At 64.1% G+C, this 24,129-nt stretch carries 35 protein-coding genes and 1 tRNA gene; 29 read left to right on the top strand and 7 right to left on the bottom strand.

Annotation, left to right across the window (positions count from 1 at the left end):
* Positions 1-122: 122 nt before the first annotated feature.
* Positions 123-929: an NAD(+) synthase gene (nadE, locus tag DM818_RS02950; protein WP_079988940.1), complete on the bottom strand. Its 807-nt coding sequence runs from the start codon at positions 927-929 to the stop codon at positions 123-125.
* 336 nt (positions 930-1,265) lie between these two features.
* On the opposite strand from nadE, the gene DM818_RS15340 reads away from it, so the two are divergent.
* Complete coding sequence (locus tag DM818_RS15340; RefSeq protein WP_075938157.1) at positions 1,266-1,529, top strand: DUF7386 family protein; 264 nt, start codon at positions 1,266-1,268, stop codon at positions 1,527-1,529.
* A gap of 102 nt (positions 1,530-1,631) precedes the next feature.
* On the opposite strand, the gene DM818_RS02945 is transcribed toward DM818_RS15340, so the two are convergent.
* The 5 genes from DM818_RS02945 to DM818_RS02925 all read right to left on the bottom strand — a co-directional run bounded on the left by DM818_RS02945 (position 1,632) and on the right by DM818_RS02925 (position 5,316).
* Entirely contained in the window at positions 1,632-3,065 is a 1,434-nt protein-coding gene (locus DM818_RS02945; RefSeq protein WP_075938158.1) for a PAS domain S-box protein, read from the bottom strand.
* Between the two features lie 221 nt (positions 3,066-3,286).
* Positions 3,287-3,907 carry a hypothetical protein gene (locus tag DM818_RS02940; protein ID WP_123123864.1) on the bottom strand — a complete coding sequence of 207 codons (621 nt, stop codon included), beginning with the start codon at positions 3,905-3,907 and terminating at the stop codon, positions 3,287-3,289.
* Positions 3,904-4,848, bottom strand: a complete 945-nt coding sequence (locus DM818_RS02935) for a hypothetical protein (RefSeq protein ID WP_153952279.1) — start codon at positions 4,846-4,848, stop codon at positions 3,904-3,906. Before DM818_RS02935 ends, DM818_RS02940 begins: the two co-directional genes overlap by 4 nt.
* A complete protein-coding gene (locus DM818_RS02930; protein WP_153952278.1) occupies positions 4,845-5,192 on the bottom strand; it encodes a hypothetical protein in 348 nt (115 codons plus the stop codon). The genes DM818_RS02935 and DM818_RS02930 overlap by 4 nt, the downstream gene beginning before the upstream one ends.
* Before the next feature lie 53 nt (positions 5,193-5,245).
* A tRNA-Gly gene (locus DM818_RS02925) sits at positions 5,246-5,316 on the bottom strand.
* 208 nt (positions 5,317-5,524) lie between these two features.
* On the opposite strand from DM818_RS02925, the gene DM818_RS02920 reads away from it, so the two are divergent.
* The 26 genes from DM818_RS02920 to DM818_RS02795 all read left to right on the top strand — a co-directional run bounded on the left by DM818_RS02920 (position 5,525) and on the right by DM818_RS02795 (position 19,851).
* Entirely contained in the window at positions 5,525-6,391 is an 867-nt protein-coding gene (locus DM818_RS02920) for a putative RNA uridine N3 methyltransferase (protein WP_075938161.1), read from the top strand.
* A 7-nt stretch (positions 6,392-6,398) separates the two neighbouring features.
* Complete coding sequence (locus tag DM818_RS02915) at positions 6,399-7,409, top strand: 50S ribosomal protein L3 (protein WP_075938162.1); 1,011 nt, start codon at positions 6,399-6,401, stop codon at positions 7,407-7,409.
* Complete coding sequence (rpl4p, locus tag DM818_RS02910; RefSeq protein WP_153952277.1) at positions 7,406-8,152, top strand: 50S ribosomal protein L4; 747 nt, start codon at positions 7,406-7,408, stop codon at positions 8,150-8,152. The genes DM818_RS02915 and rpl4p overlap by 4 nt, the downstream gene beginning before the upstream one ends.
* Positions 8,149-8,397, top strand: coding sequence for a 50S ribosomal protein L23 (locus tag DM818_RS02905; protein ID WP_075938164.1), 249 nt, complete (start codon positions 8,149-8,151; stop codon positions 8,395-8,397). Before rpl4p ends, DM818_RS02905 begins: the two co-directional genes overlap by 4 nt.
* Complete coding sequence (locus tag DM818_RS02900) at positions 8,398-9,126, top strand: 50S ribosomal protein L2 (protein WP_075938165.1); 729 nt, start codon at positions 8,398-8,400, stop codon at positions 9,124-9,126. It abuts the gene before it with no gap.
* Between the two features lie 2 nt (positions 9,127-9,128).
* Positions 9,129-9,551, top strand: a complete 423-nt coding sequence (locus tag DM818_RS02895) for a 30S ribosomal protein S19 (protein WP_075938166.1) — start codon at positions 9,129-9,131, stop codon at positions 9,549-9,551.
* The gene (locus DM818_RS02890; protein ID WP_075938167.1) at positions 9,551-10,012 is read left to right on the top strand and encodes a 50S ribosomal protein L22; all 462 of its coding nucleotides are present in this window, start codon (positions 9,551-9,553) and stop codon (positions 10,010-10,012) included. Before DM818_RS02895 ends, DM818_RS02890 begins: the two co-directional genes overlap by 1 nt.
* Complete coding sequence (locus DM818_RS02885; RefSeq protein WP_075938168.1) at positions 10,012-10,941, top strand: 30S ribosomal protein S3; 930 nt, start codon at positions 10,012-10,014, stop codon at positions 10,939-10,941. Before DM818_RS02890 ends, DM818_RS02885 begins: the two co-directional genes overlap by 1 nt.
* On the top strand, positions 10,941-11,150 hold the full coding sequence (gene rpmC / locus DM818_RS02880; RefSeq protein ID WP_075938169.1) for a 50S ribosomal protein L29: 210 nt from the start codon (positions 10,941-10,943) through the stop codon (positions 11,148-11,150). The genes DM818_RS02885 and rpmC overlap by 1 nt, the downstream gene beginning before the upstream one ends.
* 4 nt (positions 11,151-11,154) lie before the next feature.
* Positions 11,155-11,430 (top strand): ribonuclease P protein component 1, encoded by a 276-nt coding sequence (locus tag DM818_RS02875; RefSeq protein WP_075938170.1) that lies wholly within the window; start codon positions 11,155-11,157, stop codon positions 11,428-11,430.
* Positions 11,421-11,750, top strand: coding sequence for a 30S ribosomal protein S17 (locus DM818_RS02870; RefSeq protein WP_075938171.1), 330 nt, complete (start codon positions 11,421-11,423; stop codon positions 11,748-11,750). The genes DM818_RS02875 and DM818_RS02870 overlap by 10 nt, the downstream gene beginning before the upstream one ends.
* Positions 11,750-12,148: a 50S ribosomal protein L14 gene (locus DM818_RS02865; protein ID WP_075938172.1), complete on the top strand. Its 399-nt coding sequence runs from the start codon at positions 11,750-11,752 to the stop codon at positions 12,146-12,148. The genes DM818_RS02870 and DM818_RS02865 overlap by 1 nt, the downstream gene beginning before the upstream one ends.
* On the top strand, positions 12,145-12,498 hold the full coding sequence (gene rplX, locus DM818_RS02860) for a 50S ribosomal protein L24 (protein WP_075938173.1): 354 nt from the start codon (positions 12,145-12,147) through the stop codon (positions 12,496-12,498). The genes DM818_RS02865 and rplX overlap by 4 nt, the downstream gene beginning before the upstream one ends.
* Positions 12,495-13,193, top strand: a complete 699-nt coding sequence (locus DM818_RS02855) for a 30S ribosomal protein S4e (protein ID WP_075938174.1) — start codon at positions 12,495-12,497, stop codon at positions 13,191-13,193. Before rplX ends, DM818_RS02855 begins: the two co-directional genes overlap by 4 nt.
* On the top strand, positions 13,190-13,708 hold the full coding sequence (locus DM818_RS02850; protein WP_075938175.1) for a 50S ribosomal protein L5: 519 nt from the start codon (positions 13,190-13,192) through the stop codon (positions 13,706-13,708). The genes DM818_RS02855 and DM818_RS02850 overlap by 4 nt, the downstream gene beginning before the upstream one ends.
* The gene (locus DM818_RS02845; RefSeq protein ID WP_075938176.1) at positions 13,705-13,866 is read left to right on the top strand and encodes a 30S ribosomal protein S14; all 162 of its coding nucleotides are present in this window, start codon (positions 13,705-13,707) and stop codon (positions 13,864-13,866) included. Before DM818_RS02850 ends, DM818_RS02845 begins: the two co-directional genes overlap by 4 nt.
* A gap of 3 nt (positions 13,867-13,869) precedes the next feature.
* Complete coding sequence (locus DM818_RS02840) at positions 13,870-14,262, top strand: 30S ribosomal protein S8 (RefSeq protein ID WP_075938177.1); 393 nt, start codon at positions 13,870-13,872, stop codon at positions 14,260-14,262.
* Positions 14,252-14,788 (top strand): 50S ribosomal protein L6, encoded by a 537-nt coding sequence (locus tag DM818_RS02835; protein ID WP_075938178.1) that lies wholly within the window; start codon positions 14,252-14,254, stop codon positions 14,786-14,788. Before DM818_RS02840 ends, DM818_RS02835 begins: the two co-directional genes overlap by 11 nt.
* Positions 14,788-15,495: a 50S ribosomal protein L32e gene (locus DM818_RS02830; RefSeq protein WP_075938179.1), complete on the top strand. Its 708-nt coding sequence runs from the start codon at positions 14,788-14,790 to the stop codon at positions 15,493-15,495. The genes DM818_RS02835 and DM818_RS02830 overlap by 1 nt, the downstream gene beginning before the upstream one ends.
* The gene (locus tag DM818_RS02825; RefSeq protein WP_075938180.1) at positions 15,488-15,928 is read left to right on the top strand and encodes a 50S ribosomal protein L19e; all 441 of its coding nucleotides are present in this window, start codon (positions 15,488-15,490) and stop codon (positions 15,926-15,928) included. The genes DM818_RS02830 and DM818_RS02825 overlap by 8 nt, the downstream gene beginning before the upstream one ends.
* Before the next feature lie 2 nt (positions 15,929-15,930).
* Positions 15,931-16,476, top strand: a complete 546-nt coding sequence (locus DM818_RS02820; RefSeq protein ID WP_075938181.1) for a 50S ribosomal protein L18 — start codon at positions 15,931-15,933, stop codon at positions 16,474-16,476.
* Positions 16,473-17,108 carry a 30S ribosomal protein S5 gene (locus tag DM818_RS02815; protein ID WP_123123866.1) on the top strand — a complete coding sequence of 212 codons (636 nt, stop codon included), beginning with the start codon at positions 16,473-16,475 and terminating at the stop codon, positions 17,106-17,108. The genes DM818_RS02820 and DM818_RS02815 overlap by 4 nt, the downstream gene beginning before the upstream one ends.
* On the top strand, positions 17,108-17,572 hold the full coding sequence (locus tag DM818_RS02810) for a 50S ribosomal protein L30 (protein ID WP_153952276.1): 465 nt from the start codon (positions 17,108-17,110) through the stop codon (positions 17,570-17,572). The genes DM818_RS02815 and DM818_RS02810 overlap by 1 nt, the downstream gene beginning before the upstream one ends.
* Positions 17,572-18,066 carry an uL15m family ribosomal protein gene (locus DM818_RS02805; protein WP_075938184.1) on the top strand — a complete coding sequence of 165 codons (495 nt, stop codon included), beginning with the start codon at positions 17,572-17,574 and terminating at the stop codon, positions 18,064-18,066. The genes DM818_RS02810 and DM818_RS02805 overlap by 1 nt, the downstream gene beginning before the upstream one ends.
* A 1-nt stretch (position 18,067) precedes the next feature.
* A complete protein-coding gene (gene secY / locus DM818_RS02800) occupies positions 18,068-19,540 on the top strand; it encodes a preprotein translocase subunit SecY (RefSeq protein WP_075938185.1) in 1,473 nt (490 codons plus the stop codon).
* A 116-nt stretch (positions 19,541-19,656) separates the two neighbouring features.
* Positions 19,657-19,851: a hypothetical protein gene (locus tag DM818_RS02795; RefSeq protein ID WP_075938186.1), complete on the top strand. Its 195-nt coding sequence runs from the start codon at positions 19,657-19,659 to the stop codon at positions 19,849-19,851.
* Positions 19,852-20,095: 244 nt separating this feature from the next.
* Here DM818_RS02795 and DM818_RS02790 read toward each other — a convergent pair whose 3' ends face one another.
* A complete protein-coding gene (locus DM818_RS02790; RefSeq protein WP_123123867.1) occupies positions 20,096-21,040 on the bottom strand; it encodes a transcription initiation factor IIB in 945 nt (314 codons plus the stop codon).
* Between the two features lie 270 nt (positions 21,041-21,310).
* Here DM818_RS02790 and trkA point away from each other — a divergent pair, with 270 nt between their 5' ends.
* Positions 21,311-22,642, top strand: coding sequence for a Trk system potassium transporter TrkA (trkA, locus tag DM818_RS02785; RefSeq protein ID WP_153952275.1), 1,332 nt, complete (start codon positions 21,311-21,313; stop codon positions 22,640-22,642).
* On the top strand, positions 22,639-24,123 hold the full coding sequence (locus tag DM818_RS02780) for a TrkH family potassium uptake protein (protein ID WP_123123868.1): 1,485 nt from the start codon (positions 22,639-22,641) through the stop codon (positions 24,121-24,123). The genes trkA and DM818_RS02780 overlap by 4 nt, the downstream gene beginning before the upstream one ends.
* The last annotated feature ends 6 nt before the right edge of the window (positions 24,124-24,129 follow it).

Below are 24,129 nucleotides of genomic sequence, written 5' to 3'. Positions count from 1 at the left end.
ACTTCTCTTCCCTTGGTCTATCCTGGATACAGCAACTTCGACCCATGACCGCGCGTCTCGGTCCGAACCGTCGAGCGCCCGTCGGTCCTGAGTGGAAACCGCGAGTCCGGCGAACTCGTGATTCAGTGGGACTCGTGGGAGTAGTCGGGCACCTTCGGCGGCCGGCGCTTGTGCGCCGTCGCGGCGACCCAGTCGGCGACCCGTTCAGCGGTGGCCGTGTCGACGCCCACGCGCTCGGCCACGGCCGCGGGTGACTCTTCCCTTTCGACCAGCCCGACGAGCACGGTATCGAGGGTCGCGTGGTCGACGCCGAGCCGTTCGGCGTCGGTCGGACTCGACTCGAAGCCGGCCGGGGACGACGCGGGCACGTCGAGTCGCTCGGCGATTGCCATCACCTCACTCCGGTAGCACGCGCCGAACGGGAGCAGGTCAGCGCCTAAGGTCCCGTGTTTCGTCACCGTTCCGAGCAGGCGGTCGGTGCGCGTCACCGCCCCGGCGACAAGCAGGTCGCTCGTGTTCGCGACGTAGTAGCGACACACCATCCGGAACCGCGCCAGTGCGTTCTCGACGGCGACGGTGTCGTCGGCAGGGACGCCCGTCTCGTCCATCGCCTCGCGGAACGCGCCCAGTAGGGGTTGAAGCTGGACGCGTTGCGGGGTCAGGCCGAGCCCCTGTGCGATGATTTCGGCGTCGCGGGCGGCGGCCTCGCTCGTCAGGAACGCCGGCATGACGAGCGCGGTCACGTTGTCGGGACCGAGCGCGTCCGTCGCGACCGCGGCGAGCGTCGCCGTCTCGACGCTCCCGTCGAGTGCGAGCACCACCCCCTCGGCTCCCGCTTCGGTCACGGTGTCGAGCACGAACTGCTCGGCCTGCTCGTGCAGCGTCGCCGGCGTCCGGTCGGTCGGCAGCGACGCTTCCATCTGAGTCATTGACTCTCTACGGCAATTGCAAGGCGTTCGTCACGCGAACGCGACTGCTTTTGGACGCGTATGTACATACTAAGCGAAATCAACTGCAAACGGTTAACTGTTGATTGGGATGTCTGCAAGCGATGGAAGGTGATTATACGCGACTAAAGACGCGGTCTGGCTGGGGTCCGACTGCCGACCCGAGTGTCAGCAACTGCCGTCGGTCCACACTGGATTCCCCCGGCTATCGGTACCGAAACCGTGTGACGGCCGGTCATTTCGTGTGCATCGTTTCGCCTTCCCGACTCCAGCACAACGCAGTTCGAGCCCTGTACGGACACGGATAGGTAAGTAACCGTGAGAACCGACCAAACAACTCTCAGACTCAGCGACGAACGGAAGCGACTGCTTGACCAAGCCGGCGAAATCGTGGCCGCAGGTCCAGATGACGATCCTCCACGTTCAGACGTGATTGATGCCGCTTTAACGCACCTGATTGAATCACACGAGAATCTCAATACTGCTCGTGGTGAGTATCCGGCGAATGAAATAAAAGAAATCGCAAGTACGTCTGTTTTGGGGCTTCGCTACCGTACATCTATTGAGTCTGATTGGCGGTGAAAACCTACGTCTTGTTACAACATTTCGCTTCTGGTGAAATCCTCAATCAGTAATATGTTGTTACAGACGTGCTCCATAGAGGGAGCGAATGTAGCAGACTGCTCACTCAACCTCTATATCTTCTGTCAATTGGAACTCAAACCGTGCTCCACCATCAATTCCATCAGTTACAGAGAGCTCCCAGCCATGGGCTTCCACGATTCGCTTGACGATTGTCAACCCGAAGCCAGTACCACCATTTGTCGACGAGTATCCCGCTTTGAACACTTCTTCACGCTTTTCGGCTGGAATTCCTGGCCCGTCGTCTTCGACAAAGATCCCTTGTTCATGATGAGACCCAACACGGACTGTTATATCGGACCCGCCGTGTTCGACAGCGTTCCGAAACAGGTTCTCAAACACATGGCGTAACCGATCTGAATCGGCCTGGAACGTAACCTCGTCGACAATCTCGATGGAGGCGTTCCCTGTCTCGACTGTGACCCAGCACTTTCCCGCGAGATCAGTCAAACTGACCACCTCTGTTTCGCGGATTGTCTCACCTTGGCGAGCGAGGGTTAGCGTGTCTTCGACGATAGCTTCCATACGATCGAGCGCGTCAAGAAGTGAATCGAGGTGATCACTTTCCCTCTGCTCGGCAATCAGCGCCGCCCGACCCTGAGCGATGTTGAGCGGGTTCCGCAAGTCGTGGGAGACGACACTTGCAAACTCATCAAGACGCTCGTTCTGCTGACGTAACCGTCGTTCTTGCTCAACGCGCTCGGTGATGTTCCGCGTGATGCCGACGAGACGGGTAACCTCACCATCATTAACGACGGGTGCGATTTTCGTCTGCCAGAACCTCGCTCCGGCGTCGACCCGGAGCTCTTCATCGTATGAAATCGGCTTGCCAGCCCTGACACAGCGGTGATAGTTCTCTGCCAACTCAGCCCCCTGCTCCTCGCCGAACACCTCCTGTGGCGTCTTCCCCCTGACTTCCTCGGTCGTAATACCGGTAGCGTCCTCATATGATGGGCTGAGCCGTTCGAACCTGAACTGGTAATTACCATCATCTTCGACGTTGATGAGGAAGATAGCGTCTTCTACGTTGCCGAGGAGCGCTTCGTATTCCTCAGCGAGTTCCTCTGTTTTGAGTTCATACTCTTTCCGCTCCGTGACATCTCGGCTACTGATGAGGATACCGCTGATGATGTCGTCGTCAAGTCGGTTCTGGATTGTAGCTTCGATCCAGCGCCAGGAGCCGTCGTCGTGACGGAATCGGACTTCGACGGTCTCTGACGTGGACGGATCTGAGAGTAAAGCCTCCATCGCGTCGGCATTCCGTTCCCGGTCGTCGGGGTGGACGAACTCATAGCCTTCACGCCCAGTCAGTTCCTCTGGCTCGTAGCCGAGAATCCGCGTGACAGCAGGGCTGACGTAGGTTATGGTGCCGTCGGTATCGACGACGGTAGCGAGGTCGTTTACCTCTTCGACAAGCGTCTGATACCACTCAACTCCATGCGTATCGTTCTCTCCAGGTAAAACGTCATCTTCCATTATTTCTCGATTAGTAGGGTATATCAAGTCAGTTCCGGTCAACTCGGTTGTAGGTCGCCTGAGGCGTCTCTACTGACTATGTAATCCGACATCCGCACCGCTCCGCACCGCTACAGCAGATTTACCCAGCAGTAATCAAGTGTTGTTTGCACAGCGTGCTGCAAGCGAGGTTTAGTCGCGTGCAATCGGTGGTGGAACTCCGCGGATGGTTCCAAGCATACTCAGGCCCCTCCAGACCCGCGGTCACCTACAACCCGGTTGGCGATGTCGTCACGCTCCAACGACCGCTCGACGACCCGCGCTAGCTCCGGTGGAATCTCTGACGCATTCACCGTCAGCCGCTTCGAACCGTCGTCAGGATTCTCGATGCGGAAGCATGGGAACTCCTCGACGAGTGCAGGCCACGCGTCCTTCGCGACGGTCTTCCACTTCAGCTCCGTTCGTGGCTTCGCCATGTCTTGCACGTCGGCCACCGTTACCGAGCCGACAGCGTCCGAGCGTTCGCCGGTCGCGAAGTCCTTCGCACCGGCACTCTTCCCGTCGGCGGTCGCCCTGATCACCTCGTCACGAGAGAGTCGTCGAGCACGACCTGCCTTCGTCTGACCGCCGTCTGTCTCCGCAGGCCCACGGGCAGAGAGCGCGTAAGCCATCTCTGCGTTGCTCTCCACGCCGTCGAGCCGCTGCTCGATATCATCGAACCGGCTCTCCAGTTGCTCGATGGCATCACCTAGCGACGAGAGCTTCGGAAACACACCGTTCGTGTTCGCGTCGATCCGCTCGACCTCTTCCTCAAGCTCCTCGAACCGCTCCTCGATCTCGGGAGAGAGGGTGCGCTGGCTCATGCTCCACCACCTCGCTGGAGTGTCGACCCGGCACCAGTAGCCCACTCGAGTGCGCGGCGAATGGCGCGGGTGGAAGCCAGTTCGTCGAGCTGGTACTCGGCTCCGGCGAGGTCCTCGCCTTCCAGGTGGGCAGTGCCGAAGTCTTCGCCCAACACTTCGCCGTCGGCATCGCGAACAGTCGCCTTGTACCGAGCGTGCTCGAACTCGGTCTCCTCTGCAGCAGTGACGGGGTCGACCGTCACACGCAGATTTGCATTTCTCGCGATGGCGGCGTACCCAGCACGGCGGATGTACGGCTCGCCACCCATGTCCATCACGAACCGCTCGGGAACGTTCGTCGCGAGTTCCGAAGCGAATGGATCGCCTGCGGTGTGGGGCATGGTCGTCTGTGCATCTTTGCCTCGCGGCTCAACGTCGACCACGTCGGGAGAATCGTCTTCTTCGGTGTTGTCGACGGTCGGCTTCGACTCACCGCCGTCTGCTTCCAGCCCACCGATATCGGAGAGCGGGCCATCCTGACCGTCGGCGTCCTCTTGGTCGTCGGTGAGTAGCTGCTCGTAGTAGTCCACGTTCGTCGGCACCTCCCCGGAGCGGATGACCGACCTACACGCACGCGTGACCACGTGCGCGCATATGTTGTTATATCGCCAACCCTCGCAGTCGCACGCACCGGTCCACGGTCCACGGTCGTCGCCGGCGGCCTCTACGAGGAGTGTCGCGTGTGGATCTCCGTCTGGGAGTCGGACGACTGCAGCGCCAGTTGCCTCCCGGATGTCGACCGCTGCTTCGCTAGCGCTCGACTTTCCACGCTCCCACGCACCGAGGTTGTCTTCGCGAGCGCTAGCGATATCGACAGGCCCGGCGTTGCGTTCGAGCCAGTCGACATCTTCGACTTCGTACTCGTCGGGATCGACATCGTCCGGAGTGGCGGACGCGCTCATGGTGGCGAACACCTCCGGACAAACTGCCCAGCTTCTCCTGCCTCTGGGTCCTTGATGTGTTTCTGGATACCGTCGCGAACAGCCTTCTCTCCGCAACGGACCTTCCGAATCCACTCCTCGCTGCTACCGTCCTCGAGGCGATTGACGCTGTAGTAGACAACGTCGCCGTCGTCAGTCTCTTCGCGAAGGAAGCCACTCCAGCCCGCCGTGTCTTCCCACAGCCGAAGCTCGCCGTCTTGGAACAGGTCATCCAGTCGCAACTGAGTGCGCTCGGTTACTCTCGCGACGGCGGCATTGCCGTCTTCGTCGAGGTAGACGTCGACGTCACGCTCGACGGTGCTCATGGCGAGCACCCCCGAGACATGTCAGTACACCCTACAAAAACTATAGGTAGGGATGCACCGACCGCGATTTGAACGCGGGTTGTGACCATGGCAAGGTCACGTGATACCACTACACTATCGGTGCACGTCTGCATTCCAAGCGAGAGCGGTGATGAGTAAAAGGCTTCCGAAACGGGGGAGGGCGGGTCGGTCGCCACGCCGTACCGTGTGACGGCGACACACGCTGAAACGCCTGTGAACGGGCGACAGCCGGCGCGCAAAGCGGGCCACTTTTATGTCCGGGTTCGGTATCGTTGTCACAGTCTAGTGAGCAGACACGGAAGCGATTCGGCATGACACGCACCGTACTCGTGCCGTCGTCTCTGACCCGAGAGGCCGAGGACAAACGCGAGGCGACTCGCAAACTCGGTTACGTCGCACGCGCGGCGGTCATCTTTCGGGTGGACCGTCTCGTCGTCTACCCCGATTCGTCGGGCGACGACGGGCGGTTCGGCGACGGGTTCGTCGATACCGTCTTACGGTACGCGGCCACGCCCCCGGAACTCCGAAAGGAGTTGTGGGGGAGGCGTGACGAACTGGCGTACGTTGGCGTCCTGCCGCCGCTCCGCGTCGCTTCACAGACCGGCTCCGAATCAGACGATTCGGGGTCGTTAAGACAGGGAATCGTGACCGAGGTCGGATCTGACGACCGCGTTCGGGTCAATTGCGGCATGCAACACCCGGTCTCGCTGCCCGTGCCGCCGACGATGGCGACGCCACGGGAGGGAGAACGCGTCACAGTCAGGGTTACTTCGCGACGACCGGTGCGCGCGCGACTGCTTGCAACCCCGCCGTCGGGGTATCAGGTGGAACGCGCGGACCTGCAAACCGTGCTCGCTCGTTCCGACGCCGGCGTTCGTATCGCTGCGTCGCGACACGGCGAGCCGGTCTCTACGCGACTGCTCGAGGATATCGAGCCCGCGCGTGGAGACAGTACCGTCGTCTTCGGCGCTCCCAAGCGGGGGCTGCCGGAGATACTCGGTGTCGAACCGAGCGACGTAACCGACGGGTCGGGCGACGGGCCCGGCTCTGATTGCGACACAGACGAACCGCTCTCGCGGTTCGACCTCTGGCTCAACACGGTCCCGAATCAAGGCAGCAAGGTCGTGCGAACTGAGGAAGCGATGTTCGCCTCCCTTGCTGTCCTCACAATGGAGTGAGACCAGAATGCCACAACCAAGCAGACCACGAAAAGGCTCGATGGGCTTCGGCCCGCGCGTCCGCGCCGCCAGCGAGGTGCCGCGGTTCAATAGCTGGCCCGACGACGACGGGCAGCCGGGACTCCAGGGCTTTGCCGGATACAAGGCTGGCATGTCCCACGTCGTGGCCATCAACGACGAACCGAATTCCCCGCGCGAGGGGATGGAGGAGACGGTCCCTGTCACCGTCGTTGAGACGCCACCGATGCGCGCCGCAGCGCTTCGAGTCTACGAGGAAACGAACTACGGGCTGCGACCGCTCACCGAGGCGTGGAGCACCGAGCTTCACGACGACCTCGACCGAGCGCTCTCGGCCCCGGACGAACAGAGCACCGACACCGACGCCATCCACGATGCGCTCGAAGCGGGCGACATCGCGGACGTTCGCGTCGTCACGCACACCACGCCGAGCGTGCTCGGCGGTGTGCCGAAGGACAAGCCCGACGTGATGGAGACGCGCGTCGGCGGTGGCTCCATCGCCGACCGCGTCGAGTTCGCGCTCGACCTCGTCGAGGACGGCGGTGAACACTCCGCGACGGACGTGTTCCGCGCGGGCGAGTACACCGACGTTGCGGGCATCACGAAGGGGAAAGGAACCCAAGGTCCCGTCAAGCGATGGGGCGTCCAGAAGCGAAAGGGCAAACACGCACGCCAGGGATGGCGCCGACGCATCGGCAACCTCGGCCCGTGGAACCCATCGCGCGTCCGGTCGACGGTCCCGCAGTTGGGCCAGACGGGCTACCACCAGCGCACGGAGCTGAACAAGCGGCTCATCGCGCTCGGTGACGAGGACGTGACCCCGGACGGCGGCTTCGTCAACTACGGCGAGGTCGACGGTGACTACGCGCTCGTGAAAGGCTCGCTCCCGGGCCCGAACAAGCGTCTGCTCCGTCTTCGCCCCGCCGTGCGACCGAACGACCAGCCGCGTCTCGACCCCGAGGTGCGCTACGTCTCTACGGCGTCTAACCAAGGACAATGAACGCGACAGTACGTAATCTCGACGGCTCGGACGCTGGCGAGGTCGAGCTGCCGGAGGTCTTCGAGACCCACTACCGGCCCGACCTCATCAAGCGCGCCGTTCAGGCCGCACAGGCGAATCGACAACAGGACTACGGCGCAGACGAGTTCGCCGGACTCCGCACCCCTGCAGAGTCGCAAGGCTCCGGTCGCGGCATGGCCCACGTCCCCCGACAGGACGGTCAGGGTCGCCGCGTCCCGCAGGCGGTCAAGGGCCGTCCGGCACACCCGCCGAAGGCCGAGAAGGACCGCGGACTCGACATCAACACGAAGGAGCGAAAGCTCGCCGTCCGGTCGGCCATCGCGGCCACCACGGACGCCGAGCGCGTCGCGGAGCGCGGTCACAACTTCGACGACGACCTCGAACTGCCGCTCGTCGTGAGCGACGAGTTCGAGGAGCTGCTCAAAACCAAGGAGGTCGTCTCCTTCCTCGAAGCCGTCGGCGCACACGCCGACATCGAGCGCGCCGACGAGGGCAAGAAAGTGCGTGCCGGACGCGGGACGACCCGTGGCCGCAAGCACAAGGAGCCATCGTCCGTGCTGTTCGTGACGAGCGAGGAGCCGTCGAAGGCCGCACGCAACCTCGCGGGCGCGACGGTCGCCACCGCGGCGAACGTCTCCGCTGAGGACCTCGCGCCCGGGACGCACCCGGGGCGACTGACCGTGTGGACCGAGTCGGCACTCGAGGAGGTGGCCGACCGATGACGATCAAGTATCCGCTCGTGACGGAGAAGGCCATGAACGACATGGACTTCAACAACACGCTGCAGTTCATCGTCGACACGGACGCCGCGAAGCCGGACGTTCGCGAAGCGGTCGAGAGCCGCTTCGAGGTCGACGTGACGAGCGTCAACACACAGGTAACGCCGCAAGGGACGAAGAAGGCCGTCGTCTCCCTCTCTGAGGACGACGACGCGCAGGAAGTCGCTTCGCGCATCGGGGTGTTCTAAATGGGACGACGAATCCAAGGACAACGACGCGGTCGTGGTGGCCCGACGTTCCGAGCGCCGTCACACCGTTACAAGGCAGATCTGTCGCACCGCACGATCGAAGACGGTGACGTGGTCAGCGGGACCGTCGTCGACATCGAACACGACCCGGCCCGCTCGGCCCCGCTCGCGGCGGTCGAGTTCGAGGACGGCGACCAGCGGCTCGTCCTCGCGTCCGAGGGCGTGGCCGTCGGCGACACCCTGCAGGTGGGTGTCTCCGCCGAAATCGCGGTCGGGAACACGCTCCCGCTCGCGGAGATTCCGGAGGGGATCCCCATCTGTAACGTCGAGCGACAGCCCGGCGACGGTGGGAAGTTCGCTCGCGCGTCCGGCGTGAACGCGACGCTGATGACCCACGACCGCAACGTGACGGTCGTCCAGCTCCCATCCGGTGAGGTTCGCCGTCTCAGCCCCGAGGCACGCGCCACCATCGGCGCGGTCGCGGGCGGCGGACGAACGGAAAAGCCGTTCGTCAAGGCCGGCAACAAGCATCACAAGATGCGCGCACGCGGCACGAAGTGGCCGAACGTGCGCGGGGTCGCGATGAACGCCGTCGACCACCCGTTCGGTGGCGGCGGCCGTCAACACCCCGGCAAGCCGAAGTCCGTTTCGCGCAACGCGCCACCGGGCCGCAAGGTCGGTGACATCGCGTCGCGCTCCACGGGCCGTGGCGGCAAGGGAGGTAACTAACAATGAGTACAGAGTACCAGACCGGCCGCGAGGGTGAGTTCACCTACCGCGGCCACACGCTCGACGAACTCCAGTCGATGGAGCTCGACGAGGTTGCCGAACTGTTCCCCGCACGTCTGCGGCGAAGTATCACCCGTGGTCTCACCGAGCAACAGCAGAAGCTGCTCGAGAACGCACGCGAGAGCGGCGAGGAGGAGACGGCCAACAACCCGATCCGCACGCACCTGCGCAACATGCCGGTGCTCCCGTCGTTCGTCGGACTCACGTTCGCCGTCTACGACGGCCACGAGTTCGAACGCGTCCGTGTCGAGCCGGAGATGCTGGGCCATTATCTCGGTGAGTTCGTGTTAACGCGCAACTCCGTCGAACACGGGCAGGCCGGTATTGGGGCGACTCGGTCCTCGAAGTTCGTCCCGCTCAAATAATGGGAATCAGCTACAGCATCGACGCAGACTCGGACACGACGGCGAAAGCCATGCTCCGAGAGCGTCATATGAGCCACAAGCACAGCAAGGCCATCGCCCGGGAAATCAAGGGGATGACCGTCGGCGAGGCGTCCGAGTATCTCGACGCCGTCATCGCCGGTGAGCGGTCGGTTCCGTTCAAGTCCCACAACAGCGGTGTCGCACACCGGTCCGACATCGACGGCTGGGACGCTGGGCGTTTCCCGGAGAAGGCCAGCGAAGCGTTCCTCGATCTGCTCGAGAACGTGTCGAACAACGCCGACCACCAGGGCTTCGACGGCGAGTCGATGGAGATTATCCACGTCGCCGCCCACAAGGTCGGCGAGTCGCCGGGTCGCAAGCCCCGCGCGATGGGCCGCGCGTCCGCGTGGAACACACCGCAGGTCGACGTCGAAATCGTCACCGAGGAGGTATCCGAATAATGGCAGACGAACACCAGTTCATCGAGCAGGGGCTCGAACGAACCCAGATCGACGAGTTCCTCGCCGACGAGTTGGCGCGAGCCGGCTACGGCGGGATGGAGCTCGCACAGACGCCGATGGGGACCCAGATCGTCCTCAAAGCCGAGAAGCCAGGGATGGTCATCGGCAAGGGCGGGAAGAACATCAGGAAGCTCACCACCGAAATCGAAGAGCGGTTCGGCATGGACGACCCCCAGATCGACGTGCAGGAGGTCGACGAGCCGGACCTCAACGCGCAGATCGTCGCCGACCGACTGGCGAACGCGCTCGAACGCGGCTGGTACTTCCGGAAGGCCGGCCACACCACCATCGACCGCATCATGGATGCCGGCGCACGCGGTGCCGAAATCATCCTGAGCGGGAAGGTCACGGGTGCACGCTCGCGCGTGGAGAAGTTCAACCGTGGCTACGTGAAGCACAACGGTGAGCCGGCAGAGGAGATCGTCGACTCCGGCGTCGGAACGGCCGTGATGAAGCTCGGCACCATCGGGGTGCAGGTGAAGATCATCCCGCCGAACACCCAGCTTCCCGACGACTTCACCATCACCGAAGATGCCGACGTGGAGTCGTTCATCGAGGAAGCGGAAGACGACGTGGACGAGCTGCTCGCGGAGGCCGACGAGGCGATCGAGGGCGACCTCGACGAGGAGCCGGCCGCCGACGAGACGGAAGTCGAGGGAGACGCCCTCGACCTCGCCGAAGAGGAGCTTGTCGACGAGGACATCGAGTCCGAAGAGGGTGCTGCACCGTCGGCACCGTCGGACGACGACATCGAGTCCGAAATCGACGACCTCGAAGCAGAGGTCGACGACCTCGACGAGGAGACCGAGGCGGAAGCCGAGGAGCTGCTCGACGAGATGGACGAGGAGTCCGAGGAGGGTGACGAATAATGGCTATCCTGCACGTCGAGGAGATCCGCGACATGACGCCCGCAGAGCGCGAGGCGGAAATCGAGGAGCTTCGGACGGAACTGCTGAACGCGAAGGCAGTGCAGGCCGCCGGTGGCGCCCCGGACAACCCGGGTCGCACGAAGGAGCTGCGCCGCACCATCGCCCAGATCAAGACGATCCAGGCGGAAGAAGGCGACAACGAGGAATAACGCAATGAACGCCCAGACCCTGCCACGACACGAACTCGCGGGCCTCCACGCGGAGGTAATCGAGTCGTCGAACGCCGACCTCGTCGGCATCGAGGGAGACATCGTCGATGAGACGATGCACACCCTGCTCGTGGCCGGCGACGGGACGAAACAGGTTCCGAAGGCGGCGGCGACGTTCCGTGTCACTCTTGAGGATGAGACGGTCATCATCGAGGGCGAACGGCTCGTTGCTCGTCCCGCCCGGCGAACCGAACTGACAACACCACACACATGGCGCTAGGACTGAACGTACCGGAACCGGAGGCCGGCTGCTCTGACCCGAACTGTCCGTTCCACGGCACGCTGAGCGTGCGCGGACAGACGGTCGAGGGCGAAGTCGCCTCCACCGACATGGACAAAACCGTCGTCGTCGAGCGAGAGTACGACGTCAGAGTGCCGAAATACGACCGTCTCATGAAGCGACGGTCCCGTATTTCTGCACACCACCCTGACTGTCTCGACATCTCGGTCGGCGATACGGTTCGTATCGCAGAGACCCGCCCACTATCGAAGACGAAGTCGCACGTCGTCGTCGCGACGGATACGGAGGGTGAGAACTAATGGAAGCGCTCAACGCAGACGTGACGCAGGGCCTTGAGAAGGGCTCGCTCATCACGTGTGCCGACAACACGGGCGCACGACAGCTGAAGGTGACCTCCGTTTCGGGTTACTCGGGCGCGAAGAACCGACACCCGAAGGCCGGCCTCGGTGACAAGATCACCGTCTCGGTCACGAAGGGAACCCCGGAGATGCGACGGCAGGTGCTCGAAGCGGTTGTCATCCGACAGCGGAAATCCATCCGCCGTCCGGACGGCACCCGACTGAAGTTCGAGGACAACGCCGCCGTCATCATCGACGAGAACGAGGACCCGCGCGGGACGGAGCTGAAAGGCCCCATCGCGCGTGAGGTCGCCGAACGATTCGGCGCAATCGCCAGCACGGCGACGATGATAGTATGACACGACAGCCAGAGAAACAACGAAGCAGACAGCGACGTGCCCCGCTTCACGAGAAGCAAAAGCAGGTCCGTGCCCACCTCTCGGAGGATCTCCGCGAGGAGTACGACCAGCGAAGCGTTCGCGTGAACGCGGGCGACACCGTCGAGGTCCAGCGCGGCGACTACGCCGGCGAGGAAGGCGAGGTCGTCAACGTCGACCTCCGCTCGACCGACATCCACGTCGAGGACGTGACCCAGGAGACGGCCGACGGCGAAGAAGTGCCGCGGCCGCTCGACGCGTCCAACCTCGTCGTGACGGACCTCGACCTCGAAGACGACCGGCGCGAAGCGCGCCTGGAGGACAACGAATGACGCGACACCAGAAACGACTCTCGGTACCGAACTCGTGGCCCGTCGAGCGCAAGGAGCAGACCTACACGGTGAAGGCGGGTGCGGGCCCGCACGGTGAAGAGGGAGTTCCTCTCCTCATCGTTCTGCGCGACGTGCTCGGCTACGTCGACTCGAAGAAGGAGGCGCGCTACGCCCTCGAACAGGACTCCGTCCTCGTGAACGGGAAGGCGCTGAGCGACGAACAGCGCCCGATCGGCATGTTCGACATTCTCGCCTTCGTGGAACGCGAGGAGTACTACCGCGTGTTCCCCGACGAGGGTGGGCGGCTCGCGCTCACCGAAATCGACGCCGACGCCGCGGACTCGCGGCTCGGCAAGGTCGTGAAGAAACAGCAGGTCGCCGGCGGCGACACGCAGCTCACGCTCCACGACGGAACGACGCTGCTTGCCGACGACGACACCATCACGCAAAACGACTCGATTGTCGTCTCGAACGACGACAAGTCGGTCGTCGCGCACTTCTCGTACGAGGAGGGCGCGCTGGTCACGGCCGTCGACGGCGAACACGCCGGCGAAATCGGCACCGTCGACGAGATTCAGGTGACGACCGGTTCCTCACAGAACAACGTCCTCGTCGACCAGGACGACGGCCGCTTCGAGACGGTCGAAGATTACGTCGTCGTCATCGACGAGAACTTCACGGGTGATGATGCATGAGCGTGAGTGACCTCCACGAGATGCGAACGCCGCAGGTCGAGAAGGTCGTCGTCCACATGGGCGTCGGTCGCGGTGGCCGCGAGCTGGCGAACGCCGAGGACATCCTCGCCGAAATCGCCGGCCAGACGCCGGTCCGCACGACCGCAAAGCGCACCATCCAGGAGTTCAACGTCCGCGAGGGCGACCCGATCGGCGCGAAGGTGACTCTCCGTGGTGACCTCGCCGAGGAGTTCCTCGCGACGGCGCTCCCGCTTGCAGACATCGACGCGTCGCAGTTCGACGAGACGGGGAACTTCTCGTTCGGCGTCGAGGAACACACGGCGTTCCCGAGCCAGGAGTACGACCCCGAAATCGGTATCTACGGGCTGGACGTGACGGTCAACCTCGTGCGACCGGGCTACCGTGTCCACAAGCGCGACAAGGCCAGCACACAGATTCCGGGGAGCCACCGACTCACCCCCGAGGACGCAGTCGCGTACCTCGAAGCTGAGTACGACGTTGAGGTGAACGAATGAGCGAAACTGAAACAGAGGAGTCTGTCCCGACCGGACAGACCGAAGAGTGTCAGCGGTGTGGTCGCAAGCAGGGGCTTGTCGGCAAGTACGATATCTGGCTGTGCCGACAGTGCTTCCGCGAGATCGCACGCGACATGGGCTTCGAGAAGTACAGCTAAACCATGACAGCAAACGATCCACTGGCCGCCGCGCTTTCGGGTATCGACAACGCGGAAAGCGTCGGCCATCTCGACCACACAGTAGAGCCCGCCTCGAACGAAATCGGCTCCGTGCTCGAAGTGCTCGCAGACCGCGGGTACGTCGACACCTTCCAGTTCGTAGACGACGGGAAGGCCGGCCGCTTCGAGGTCGAACTGAAAGGCTCCATCAACGCCTGTGGCGCGGTGAAGCCGCGCTACTCCGTGACCGCGGACGACTACGAGAAGTGGGAAAAGCGGTTCCTCCCCGCCCGCGACTACGGGACGCTCGTCGTCACGACGAGCCACGGCGTGATGAGCCACTACGAGGCCCGCGAACAGGGCATCGGCGGACAGGTGATTGCATATGTCTACTGAACGTATCACCGTGCCGGACGACGTGACCGCGAGCATCGACCACCTCGACGTGACAGTCGAGGGGCCGAACGGCTCCGTCACGCGCCGGCTCTGGTATCCGAACATCAGCGTCGACATCGAAGACGGCGACGTCGTCATCGCGTCCGAGGAGTCGGACGCCAAGACGAACGCCACCGTCGGCACGTTCGCGAGCCACGTCCAGAACATGGTTCAGGGCGTCACCGACGGGTGGGAGTACGAGATGGAAGTCTTCTACTCTCACTTCCCGATGCAGGTCTCCGTGCAGGACGGCACCGTCGTCATCGAGAACTTCATCGGCGAGCGGGAGCCGCGGCGTGTCCCCATCCACGGCGACACGCAGGTCTCCGTCGACGGTGAGGAGCTCACCGTCTCCGGCCCCAGCATCGAGGACGTCGGCCAGACGGCCGCGGACATCGAACAGCGAACACGCGTCTCTGGGAAAGACACCCGCGTCTTCCAAGACGGCGTGTACATCACCAGCGAACCGGAACGAGGTAACGCCTGATGGCAGACGACGAACCACAAGAGCTGACAGACATCTCCGGTGTCGGCAACGCGAAGGCCGCGGCCCTCGAGGGCGCGGGCTTCGAGACTGTCGAGGACGTGCGACGCGCCTCGCAGTCTGAGCTCGCCGACATCGACGGTATCGGAAACGCCCTCGCGGCCCGAATCAAGGCCGACGTCGGCGGTCTCGAAGTCGAAGAGGAGACCGAGGCGGAGGTCGAAGACGAGAGCGACTCCGAGCCGGACGAAGAGGAAACGACTGTCGAGACGGAACTCGTCGCACGCGGGCACGCGGACAAGACGCCCGAGCTCGACGAGGAGACCGAACGACTGCTCGGCGAGCGGAGCCGCGTCTCCACGCCGCAGTTCAACCGACAGGACTACCACAAGAAAAAGCGCACCCCGACCTCGTGGCGCAAGCCCCGCGGCGCGCTGTCGAAGCAGCGCCGTGGCATCAAGGGGAAGGGACAGAAGGTCGAGGCGGGCTTCCGCTCGCCGGTTGAGGCGCGCGGACTGCACCCGTCGGGCTTCGAGGAGGTCCACGTCCACAACGTGGACGACCTCGAGGACGTCGACGGCGACACGCAGGCCGTCCGCATCGGGTCGACCGTCGGCGGTCGCAAGCGCGAGGACATCGAAGACGTGGCTGAAGAACGCGAGATTCGCGTTCTCAACCCGACCTACGAGGAGGTGGAAGTGAATGAGTGACCTCACCGCACAGAAGCGACTCGCCGCCGACATCCTCGACGTCGGCAAGAACCGCATCTGGCTCGACCCCGACCGACAGGAGGACCTCGCGGACGCGATTACCCGCGACGACGTCCGTGACCTCATCGACGAGGGCGCGATTCGCGCGGAGGACGCCAAGTCCAACTCGCGCGGCCGTGCCCGCGAGCGCGCGGCAAAGCGCGCCTACGGTCACAAGAAGGGTGCCGGCTCCCGCAAGGGGAAAGCCGGCGGTCGACAAAACGAGAAAGAGGCGTGGCAGTCGAAGATCCGCGCCCAGCGTTCCACACTCAAACAGCTCCGCGAGGACGGCGACATCGACCGCTCCACCTACCGCGACGTCTACGACATGGCGTCCGGTGGCGAGTTCGACTCCGTCGCTGACCTCGAACGATACATCGAGAACAACTACTAACAATGGCAACCGGACCACGATACAAAGTGCCGATGCGGCGTCGCCGCGAGGCACGAACGAATTACCATCAGAGGTTGCGCCTGCTGAAATCCGGGAAACCCCGGCTGGTCGCCCGCAAGAGCAACCAGCACACTACGGCGCAGCTGGTCACGCGAGGACAGAACGGTGACGAAACGGTCGTCGAGGCAACCTCCGAGGACCTCGACGAGTACGGCTGGGAGGCACCCACCGGCAATCTGCCGGCGGCGTACCTCACCGGGCTCCTGCTCGGTACGCGCGCCGTCGAGGCGGGCGTCGAGGAGGCGGTGCTCGATATCGGCCTCAACACGGCGACGCCCGGCAACAAGGTGTTCGCGGTGCAGGAGGGCGCAATCGACGCCGGTCTGGAGATTCCCCACAACGACGACGTGTTCGCCGACTGGGACCGCACGCGCGGCACCCACATCGCCGACTACGCCGAGCAGGAGGGCGGTCTCTACAGCGGCGACTTCGACGCCACCGAACTGCCCGAGCATTTCGACGAACTCCGTGAGGAACTACTAGAATGAGCGACAGAGGCTGGGAGCCGCGAACGCGGCTCGGAAACAAGGTCGTAGAGGGCGAGATCACCGACATGCGGGCGGCCCTGAACAGCGGACTCCCGCTGAAGGAGCCCGAAATCGTCGACCAGCTCCTCCCGGGGATGGACGACGAGGTGCTCGATATCAACATGGTCCAGCGGATGACCGACTCCGGCCGCCGGGTGAAGTTCCGGTGTGTCGTCGTCGTGGGGAACCGCGACGGCTTCGTCGGCTACGCCGAGGGCCGCGACGAGCAGGTCGGCGGCGCAATCCAGAAGGCCATCGAGGTGGCCAAGCTGAACGTCATCGACGTGTCGCGCGGCTGCGGGTCGTGGGAGTGTGGCTGTGGGCGTCCCCACACCGTCGCACTTCGCACGACCGGCAAGGCCGGTTCCGTCGAGGTCGAACTCCGTCCCGCGCCGCGCGGGCTCGGACTCGCGGGCGGTGAGACCGTCCGACACGTCCTCGATCTCGCCGGCATCGAAGACATCTGGACTCGCTCGTCCGGCAACACCCGGACGACGGTCAACTTCGCGAAGGCGACGTTCAACGCCCTTCGCGCGACCAGCGAGGCCCGCGTCCCACAGCGAGCCTTCGAGAAGCGTGAGGTGATCGAGTAATGGAAGCAATCGTGCAACTCCGCGGCGAGGTGAATCAGAGCCACGCAGTTCGGGACACGCTCTCGATGCTGAATCTGCACAAGGTGAACCACCTGACGTTCGTCCCCGAGACGGACACCTACCGCGGCATGATTACCAAGGTGAACGACTGGGTCGCACACGGGACCCCGTCTGAGGAGACGGTCGCCCTGCTCATCGCGAAGCGCGCCGAGCCCGCAAAGGGCGAGGCCGACATCGACGATGACTGGGTCGAATCGAACACGGAGTACGACGACATCGACGCGCTCGCGTCGGCCCTCGTCGACGAGGAGACGACGCTCAAAGAGCAGGGACTCTCCCCGACGCTCCGACTCCACCCGCCACGCGGCGGGCACGACGGCATCAAACACCCCGGCAAGGAGGGTGGGATGCTCGGCAAACAGGAGACCGAAGCGCTCGACTCGCTCCTGGAGGCGATGCGATAATGACGAGTAAGAAACGACGACAGCGTGGTTCGCGCACGCACGGCGGCGGCTCGCACAAGAAGCGACGCGGCGCAGGCCACCGCGGTGGTCGCGGTCGCGCCGGTCGCAAGAAACACGAGAAGAATCTGTATCCCCCTCGACAGAAGCACGGCTTCAAGCGGCCCCAGAAGACGGACCGCGTCGTCGAGACCGTCAACCTCCGCGAGCTGGACGAGGATATCGTCCTGCTCGCGGCCGACGGCGTCGCGGAGGAGACCGACGACGGCTACGCCGTCGACGCCCGCGATGTCGTCGACGGCCGCAACGACGTCGACCGCGTGAAGGTGCTCGGCGGCGGCCAGTGTCACACGGCGCTCACCGTCACCGCTGACGCCTTCTCGGACGACGCCGCAGACGCCCTCGACGCCGCGGGCGGCGAGGCCGTCCTGACGGAACTCGGCGAGGAACTGCTCGAAGAAGCCGAGGAAGCCGACGACGACGAGCAAGGAGAGTAAAATGGGCTGGAAGGAGACCGCAGAACCGCTGCTCACGCGAATGCCGGGCGTCACCCGGCCAGAGGGCCACGTGCCGTTCCGCCGGAAGCTCGCCTGGACGGCAGGCGTGCTCGTGTTGTATTTCTTCCTGACGAACGTCTACGTCTACGGCCTCGCGGGGCAGGGTTCAGACGCGTTCGGTCAGTTCCGCTCCATCCTCGCGGGTGGACAGGGAACCATTCTGCAGTTGGGTATCGGCCCGATTGTTACGGCATCCATCGTCCTGCAGCTGCTCGGCGGTGCGAACCTGCTCGGGCTGGACACGAACGACCCGCGCGACCAGGTGCTGTACCAGGGGCTCCAGAAGCTGCTGGTGGTCGTGATGATCTGTCTGACCGGGCTGCCGATGGTGTTTGCCGGCAACTTCCTGCCGGCCAGCGACGCCGTCGCGAACAGCCTCGGCATCGGTCTCGGCGGCGTCAGGTGGCTGATGTTCGCCCAGATCTTCGTCGGCGGTCTCCTCATCCTGTTCATGGACGAGGTCATCTCGAAGTGGGGCGTCGGCTCCGGTGTCGGGCTGTTCATCATCGCCGGCATCAGCCAGCGACTCGTCGGTGGCTTCTTCGGCGTTCCGGATATCACCGGACAGAGCGGCTTCCTCTTCGGCTGGTATCAGATCATCTTCACCAACGCGAATCTCGGGTCGGTGCTCGGCGGCGCTGGACTACAGGGACTCCTGCTCGAACAGGGACAGCTCCTGTTCTTGTTCACCACGGTGTTCATCTTCGTGGTCGTCGTCTACGCCGAGTCCGTCCGCGTCGAGATTCCGCTCTCGCACGCGCGGGTCAAGGGCGCACGCGGTCGCTTCCCCGTGAAGCTCATCTACGCGTCCGTCCTGCCGATGATTCTCGTCCGCGCACTCCAGACGAACCTGCAGTTCCTCGGTCGCATCATCCACTCTCAGATGGGAGACGGGATGCCGACCTGGCTCGGAGACTTCAACTCCAACGGCCAAGCGATTGATGGGTTCTTCTACTACGTCGCGCCCATCTACAACTACGAGGACTGGATGTTCTTCATCACCGACCTGCCGGTGGAGCTGTGGCAGGTGTTCCTGCGTATCGGCATCGACCTGACGTTCATGGTCATCGGCGGCGCGATATTCGCCATCTTCTGGGTGGAGACCACCGGCATGGGACCGGAGGCGACCGCCCAGCAGATTCAGAACTCGGGGATGCAGATTCCCGGGTTCCGGCAGTCGCCCGGCGTCATCGAGAAGGTACTCGAACGCTACATCCCGCAGGTCACCGTCATCGGCGGTGCGCTCGTCGGCGCACTCGCCGTGATGGCGAACATGCTCGGGACCATCGGTAACGTCTCCGGCACGGGACTGCTGCTCACCGTCTCCATCACGTACAAGCTGTACGAGGAGATCGCAGAAGAGCAGATGATGGAGATGCACCCGATGATGCGCCAGATGTTCGGCGACTCCTAAGCCGGCGAATTTCCTTCCGCTTTCTTCGGTCGCCAGTGGCAACCCTGTCGCTCCTCGGTTTCGGAAACTGAAACGCCGCCCACTATTTTAGTAGCAGTCGCGGCTTCCACACGAACATGTCACGCGACGTCGAGTGGCCCGACACGAGGAGCCGCTGGCCGGTCGGGACACTCTCGGTTGTCGCCATCGCGACCGGGAGCATCGGCGTCGGTATCTCGCTGTCCGCGAGCAGTCTGGTCGCGACGACGTGTAGTCTCGCCGTGCTCGCCGTCGGTGTCTACTGGTACGGCCGCGACGCTCGACAGCACTGAACCACTGGTGAAAACCGGTCGCGTGTCCGGCGGCCGTCCCGCGACCGCCGGCGTCCAGCCCACACCGAGGTGCGAGCCGCAACGACCGCCACACCTGCAGGGTGTGGGCCGTACCGACGTAATCACGCTGCCCCTGACGCAGTCGTCAACGTGTCGGTCGGCTATCTCACGGAACTACCGGCGATGAATTAAAACTGGGGGGAGGAAAGGGTGTCACGCGCGACGACCGTAGCACGGTCGGGGTTTAGTGGGTGACGCTCACGTCGAGCGCGTCCATCTGTTCTTGATACCGGTTGCGGATCGTCACGACGGTCACGTCTGCCACGTCGGCGACGGCACGCTGTGTCAGCTTCGGACCGACGATGCGCGAGGCGGCGTACAGCGCGGCGGCCGCGTATCCCGACGGCGACTTTCCGGAGTGGAGCCCGAGCTCGGTCGTCTTCTCGACGATTCGGACCGCCTCCTGTTGAATCTCGTCGCTCGCCTCGAGCTGGCTCGCGAGCTGCGGGAGATACGACTTGGGGTCGACCGGCTCTAACGCCAGCTCCAGTTCCTGTGAGATGTAGCGGTACGTCCGGCCGATTTCGCGCCGCTCGACGCGTGAGACCTCCGTGATGTCGTCGAGCGAGCGGGGAATCGACTCCTGTCGGCACGCGGCGTGCAGCGACGCGGTCGCGACGCCCTCGATTGAGCGCCCGCGGATGAGGTCGCGGTCGAGCGCCTGTCGGTAGATGACGGAGGCGACCTCGCGAATCGACCGCGGAACGCCGAGCGCACTCGCCATCCGGTCGATTTCCGAGAGCGCGAACTGGAGATTGCGCTCGCCGCTCTCCTGGGTTCGGATGCGCTCTTGCCAGGTTCGGAGCCGCTGCATCTGGCTTCGCTTTTCCTGTGAGAGCGTGCGGCCCGAGGCGTCTTTGTTCTGCCAGTCGATGTTCGTGGTCAGTCCCTTGTCGTGCATCGTGCGCGTCGTCGGCGCGCCGACGCGGGACTTCTGCTGTTGTTCCTGGTGTGAGAACGCGCGCCACTCCGGGCCGCGGTCGATGTTGTCCTCTTCGACGATGAGACCGGTCTCCTCGTCCATCAACTCGCCGTTGGCCGTCCGGACGAGGTTCTCCGGGTCGATGTCGTCGGTCTGTTTGTCTGTCTGTGCGTCGGTTTTGTCCTGCCGTTTTGAGATTCGTGTCATTGGCTCCGGTCGAGGGGTGGTAACGACGGTACACGGTGGTCGTCGCCGACTCGGACCCTGACCCCGAGTCGAACCACCGCGTGCCGTATCGACGTGTCGAGGGGCACAGCTCGACACGACGCCTGACTGTCCGACTGTAGCTAACGTAGTTAGCCCACACTCTTATATAATTTGTCTATGGTCCCGACAGATACCAGAACGCCCTCGCTCTCGGATGAAAATCCACTTATCGCGGGCGAGTGAGTACCAGGTAATGAGAGGTCCGGACAGATGCGCGTAATCGTCGTCGGAGCGGGCGAGGTCGGCTCCAGTATCGCCGCCGATCTGTCCAGCGACCACGAGGTCACGGTCGTCGACATCGACGGCGGACAGGTCGAGTCAATCAGCTACGGCGAAGACGTACTCGGCGTCAAGGGCGACGGAAGCGACGTGGAGACGCTCGAAGAGGCGGGCATCGAGGAGACGGATATGCTCATCGCCTCGACGAACGACGACCGAACGAACATCGTCACCTGCGGCACGGCGAGCGTGTTCTCGGACGTGTTCACCATCGCCCGCGTGAAGAGCCCGCAGTATCTCCGCACGTGGGAGCGCGGCTCCCGCGTCTTCGGCGCGGATTTCATGGTGTGTACCGACCTGCTCGCGGCCGAGACCATCACCGGCGTCATCGGCCTCGCCACCGCACAGGACGTGGACACCTTCGCAGACGGGGTCGTCCAGATGGCCGAGTTCGAGATTCCGGCAGAAAGCCCCGTCGCGGGCCAAACCATCGAGGAAGCAGACCGCTTCGACTCGCTCACCTTCGCGGCCATCCTCCGCGACGACGCTATCATCATTCCGCGGGGGGAGACCCGCATCGAGGCCGACGACGACGTTATCGTCATCGGGAGTCCCGACTCGACCCGCGCGTTCAGCGCCGCCATCGCGCCCGAGCGCACCGGCCCCGACGACATCGTCATCGTCGGCGGGAGCGAGGTCGGCTATCAGACGGCGAAGCTGCTCGAATCCCGCGGCTTCTCGCCCCGACTCGTCGAACACGACCCCGACCGCGCGCGCTGGCTCGCCGAGCAACTGCCGGGGACGACCGTGATGCAAAGCGACGCGACCGACCGCGAGTTCCTCGACCGCGAAAACGTCGGCAACGCCGACGTGCTCATCTCGACGCTGGAGAACGACCAACAGAACCTCCTCGCGTGTCTGCTCGCCGAGCGGCTCGGCACCGACCGAACCGTCGCGGTCGTCGACACCGTCCAGTTTGCGGACATCTTCGAGGCGGTCGGCGTCGACGTGGCCGTTTCGCCCCGGAAGGCGACCGCCGGTGAGATTACGCGGTTCACGCGCGGCCGCCACGCGGAGAATATCGCCCTCATCGAGGGGAACCGCGCCGAGGTGCTGGAGTTCGAGGTGGACGAAGCCGGCGACGCCGTCGGCTGTACCATCCGCGAGTTGGCCGGTAAGTTGCCGGACGGTGTCGTCTTCGGCGCAATCACGCGCAACGGCGAACTCACGACGCCCCGCGGTGACACGGTCCTCGAAGCCGGCGACCACGTGGTGGTGTTCGCCAGCGCCAGCGCCGTCGACGCCGTCACCGGCGTTTTATGAGAGTCGACTGGCGAACGAGTGTGAGTCTCGTCGGTGCCGTCCTGAAGGGCCTCGCGGTCCCGCTCGCGGTCACCGCACTCGTCGCCGTCGTCTACGCCGAACCGCCGACGCCGTTTCTCATCTCCGCCGCCGGCTCGCTGCTTGCCGGCTTCGCGCTCGAACGGTTCCCCCAACAGGAGCTGTACCCCCGCGAAGCGTTTCTGATGGTCGCGCTCACCTGGCTGGCTGTCGCCCTCGTCGGGAGCATCCCGTTCCTGCTCGCCGGCACCGGCGTGTTCACGTCGCCGCTGAACGCGCTGTTCGAGTCGATGTCCGGCATCACGACGACCGGCGCGACCGTCATCGACGACTTCTCGGCGCACTCACGGGGGCTGTTGTTCTGGCGACAGCTGCTCCAGTGGCTCGGCGGGCTCGGTATTCTGGTGCTCGCCGTCGGCCTGCTCTCGCAGCTTTCCGTCGGTGGCGCACGGCTGATGGAGACGGAGACGCAGACCGAGGACCTCACGAAGCTCGCCCCTCGGATGTCACGCACCGCACGGCTCCTCGGCTCGCTGTACGTCGGGTTGACGCTCCTGCTCGCGGTCCTGTTGTACCTGCTGTTTCTGCTGGATATCGCGCCGAACATGGACCCGTTCAACGCCGTGTCGCACGCGCTCACCACGCTCGCGACCGCCGGCTTCTCGCCGGAGCCGGACAGCGTCGGCGCGTTCGCGCCCGCCGCCCAGTATCTCATCACGCTGTTCATGTTCGTCGGCGCGACAAATTTCGTCATCCTGTACGCGCTCACGCAGGGACGCACGCAAGCCCTGCGCGAGAGCGAGGAGTTTCGCTTCTACGCGCTGCTCGTCGCCGGCGTGACTGCGCTCGCGACGGCAATCCTCGCTATCGACGGCGAGTTCACCGGCGCCGAGCCGACGATACGCCACGGGCTGTTTCAGGTCGTCTCGATACTGACGACGACCGGCTACGCGACCGTCGACTTCAACCTCTGGTCGCCGGCGGTCAAACACGTCCTCTTTTTGTGTATGTTCGTCGGCGGGATGGCCGGCTCGACCACCTGCTCCATCAAGACGTTCCGCTGGCTCGTCGTGGTGAAGTCGTTCCGCCGGGAACTGTTCACCGAACTCCACCCGGAGGCCATCCGCCCGGTGCGACTCGGTGGCGACATCGTCGACGAGGAGACGGTCCACGACACCACGATGTACATCCTGTTGAGCATCGTCATCTTCGTGTTGTTGACGGTCATCGTTGTCGTGGACTCGACGCGGTCTGGACTCGCCGTCGGTGAGTTCGACGCGATGAGTGCGGCCGCGTCGACGTTCCTCAACATCGGGCCCGCATTCGGCGCGGCCGGCCCCTACGGGAGTTACGCCGACTTTCCTACGGTGAGCAAGACGGCGATGGTGGTGTTGATGTGGGTGGGTCGAATCGAGATTATTCCCGTGCTCGTCCTGTTGACGCCGCGATTCTGGCGGTCGTAGAGAGAC

Origin of the sequence: Halosegnis longus, assembly GCF_009663395.1 — an archaeon.
Taxonomy (GTDB): Archaea; Halobacteriota; Halobacteria; order Halobacteriales; family Haloarculaceae; genus Halosegnis; species Halosegnis longus.
This window is presented reverse-complemented; position numbering and strand designations above follow the sequence as displayed.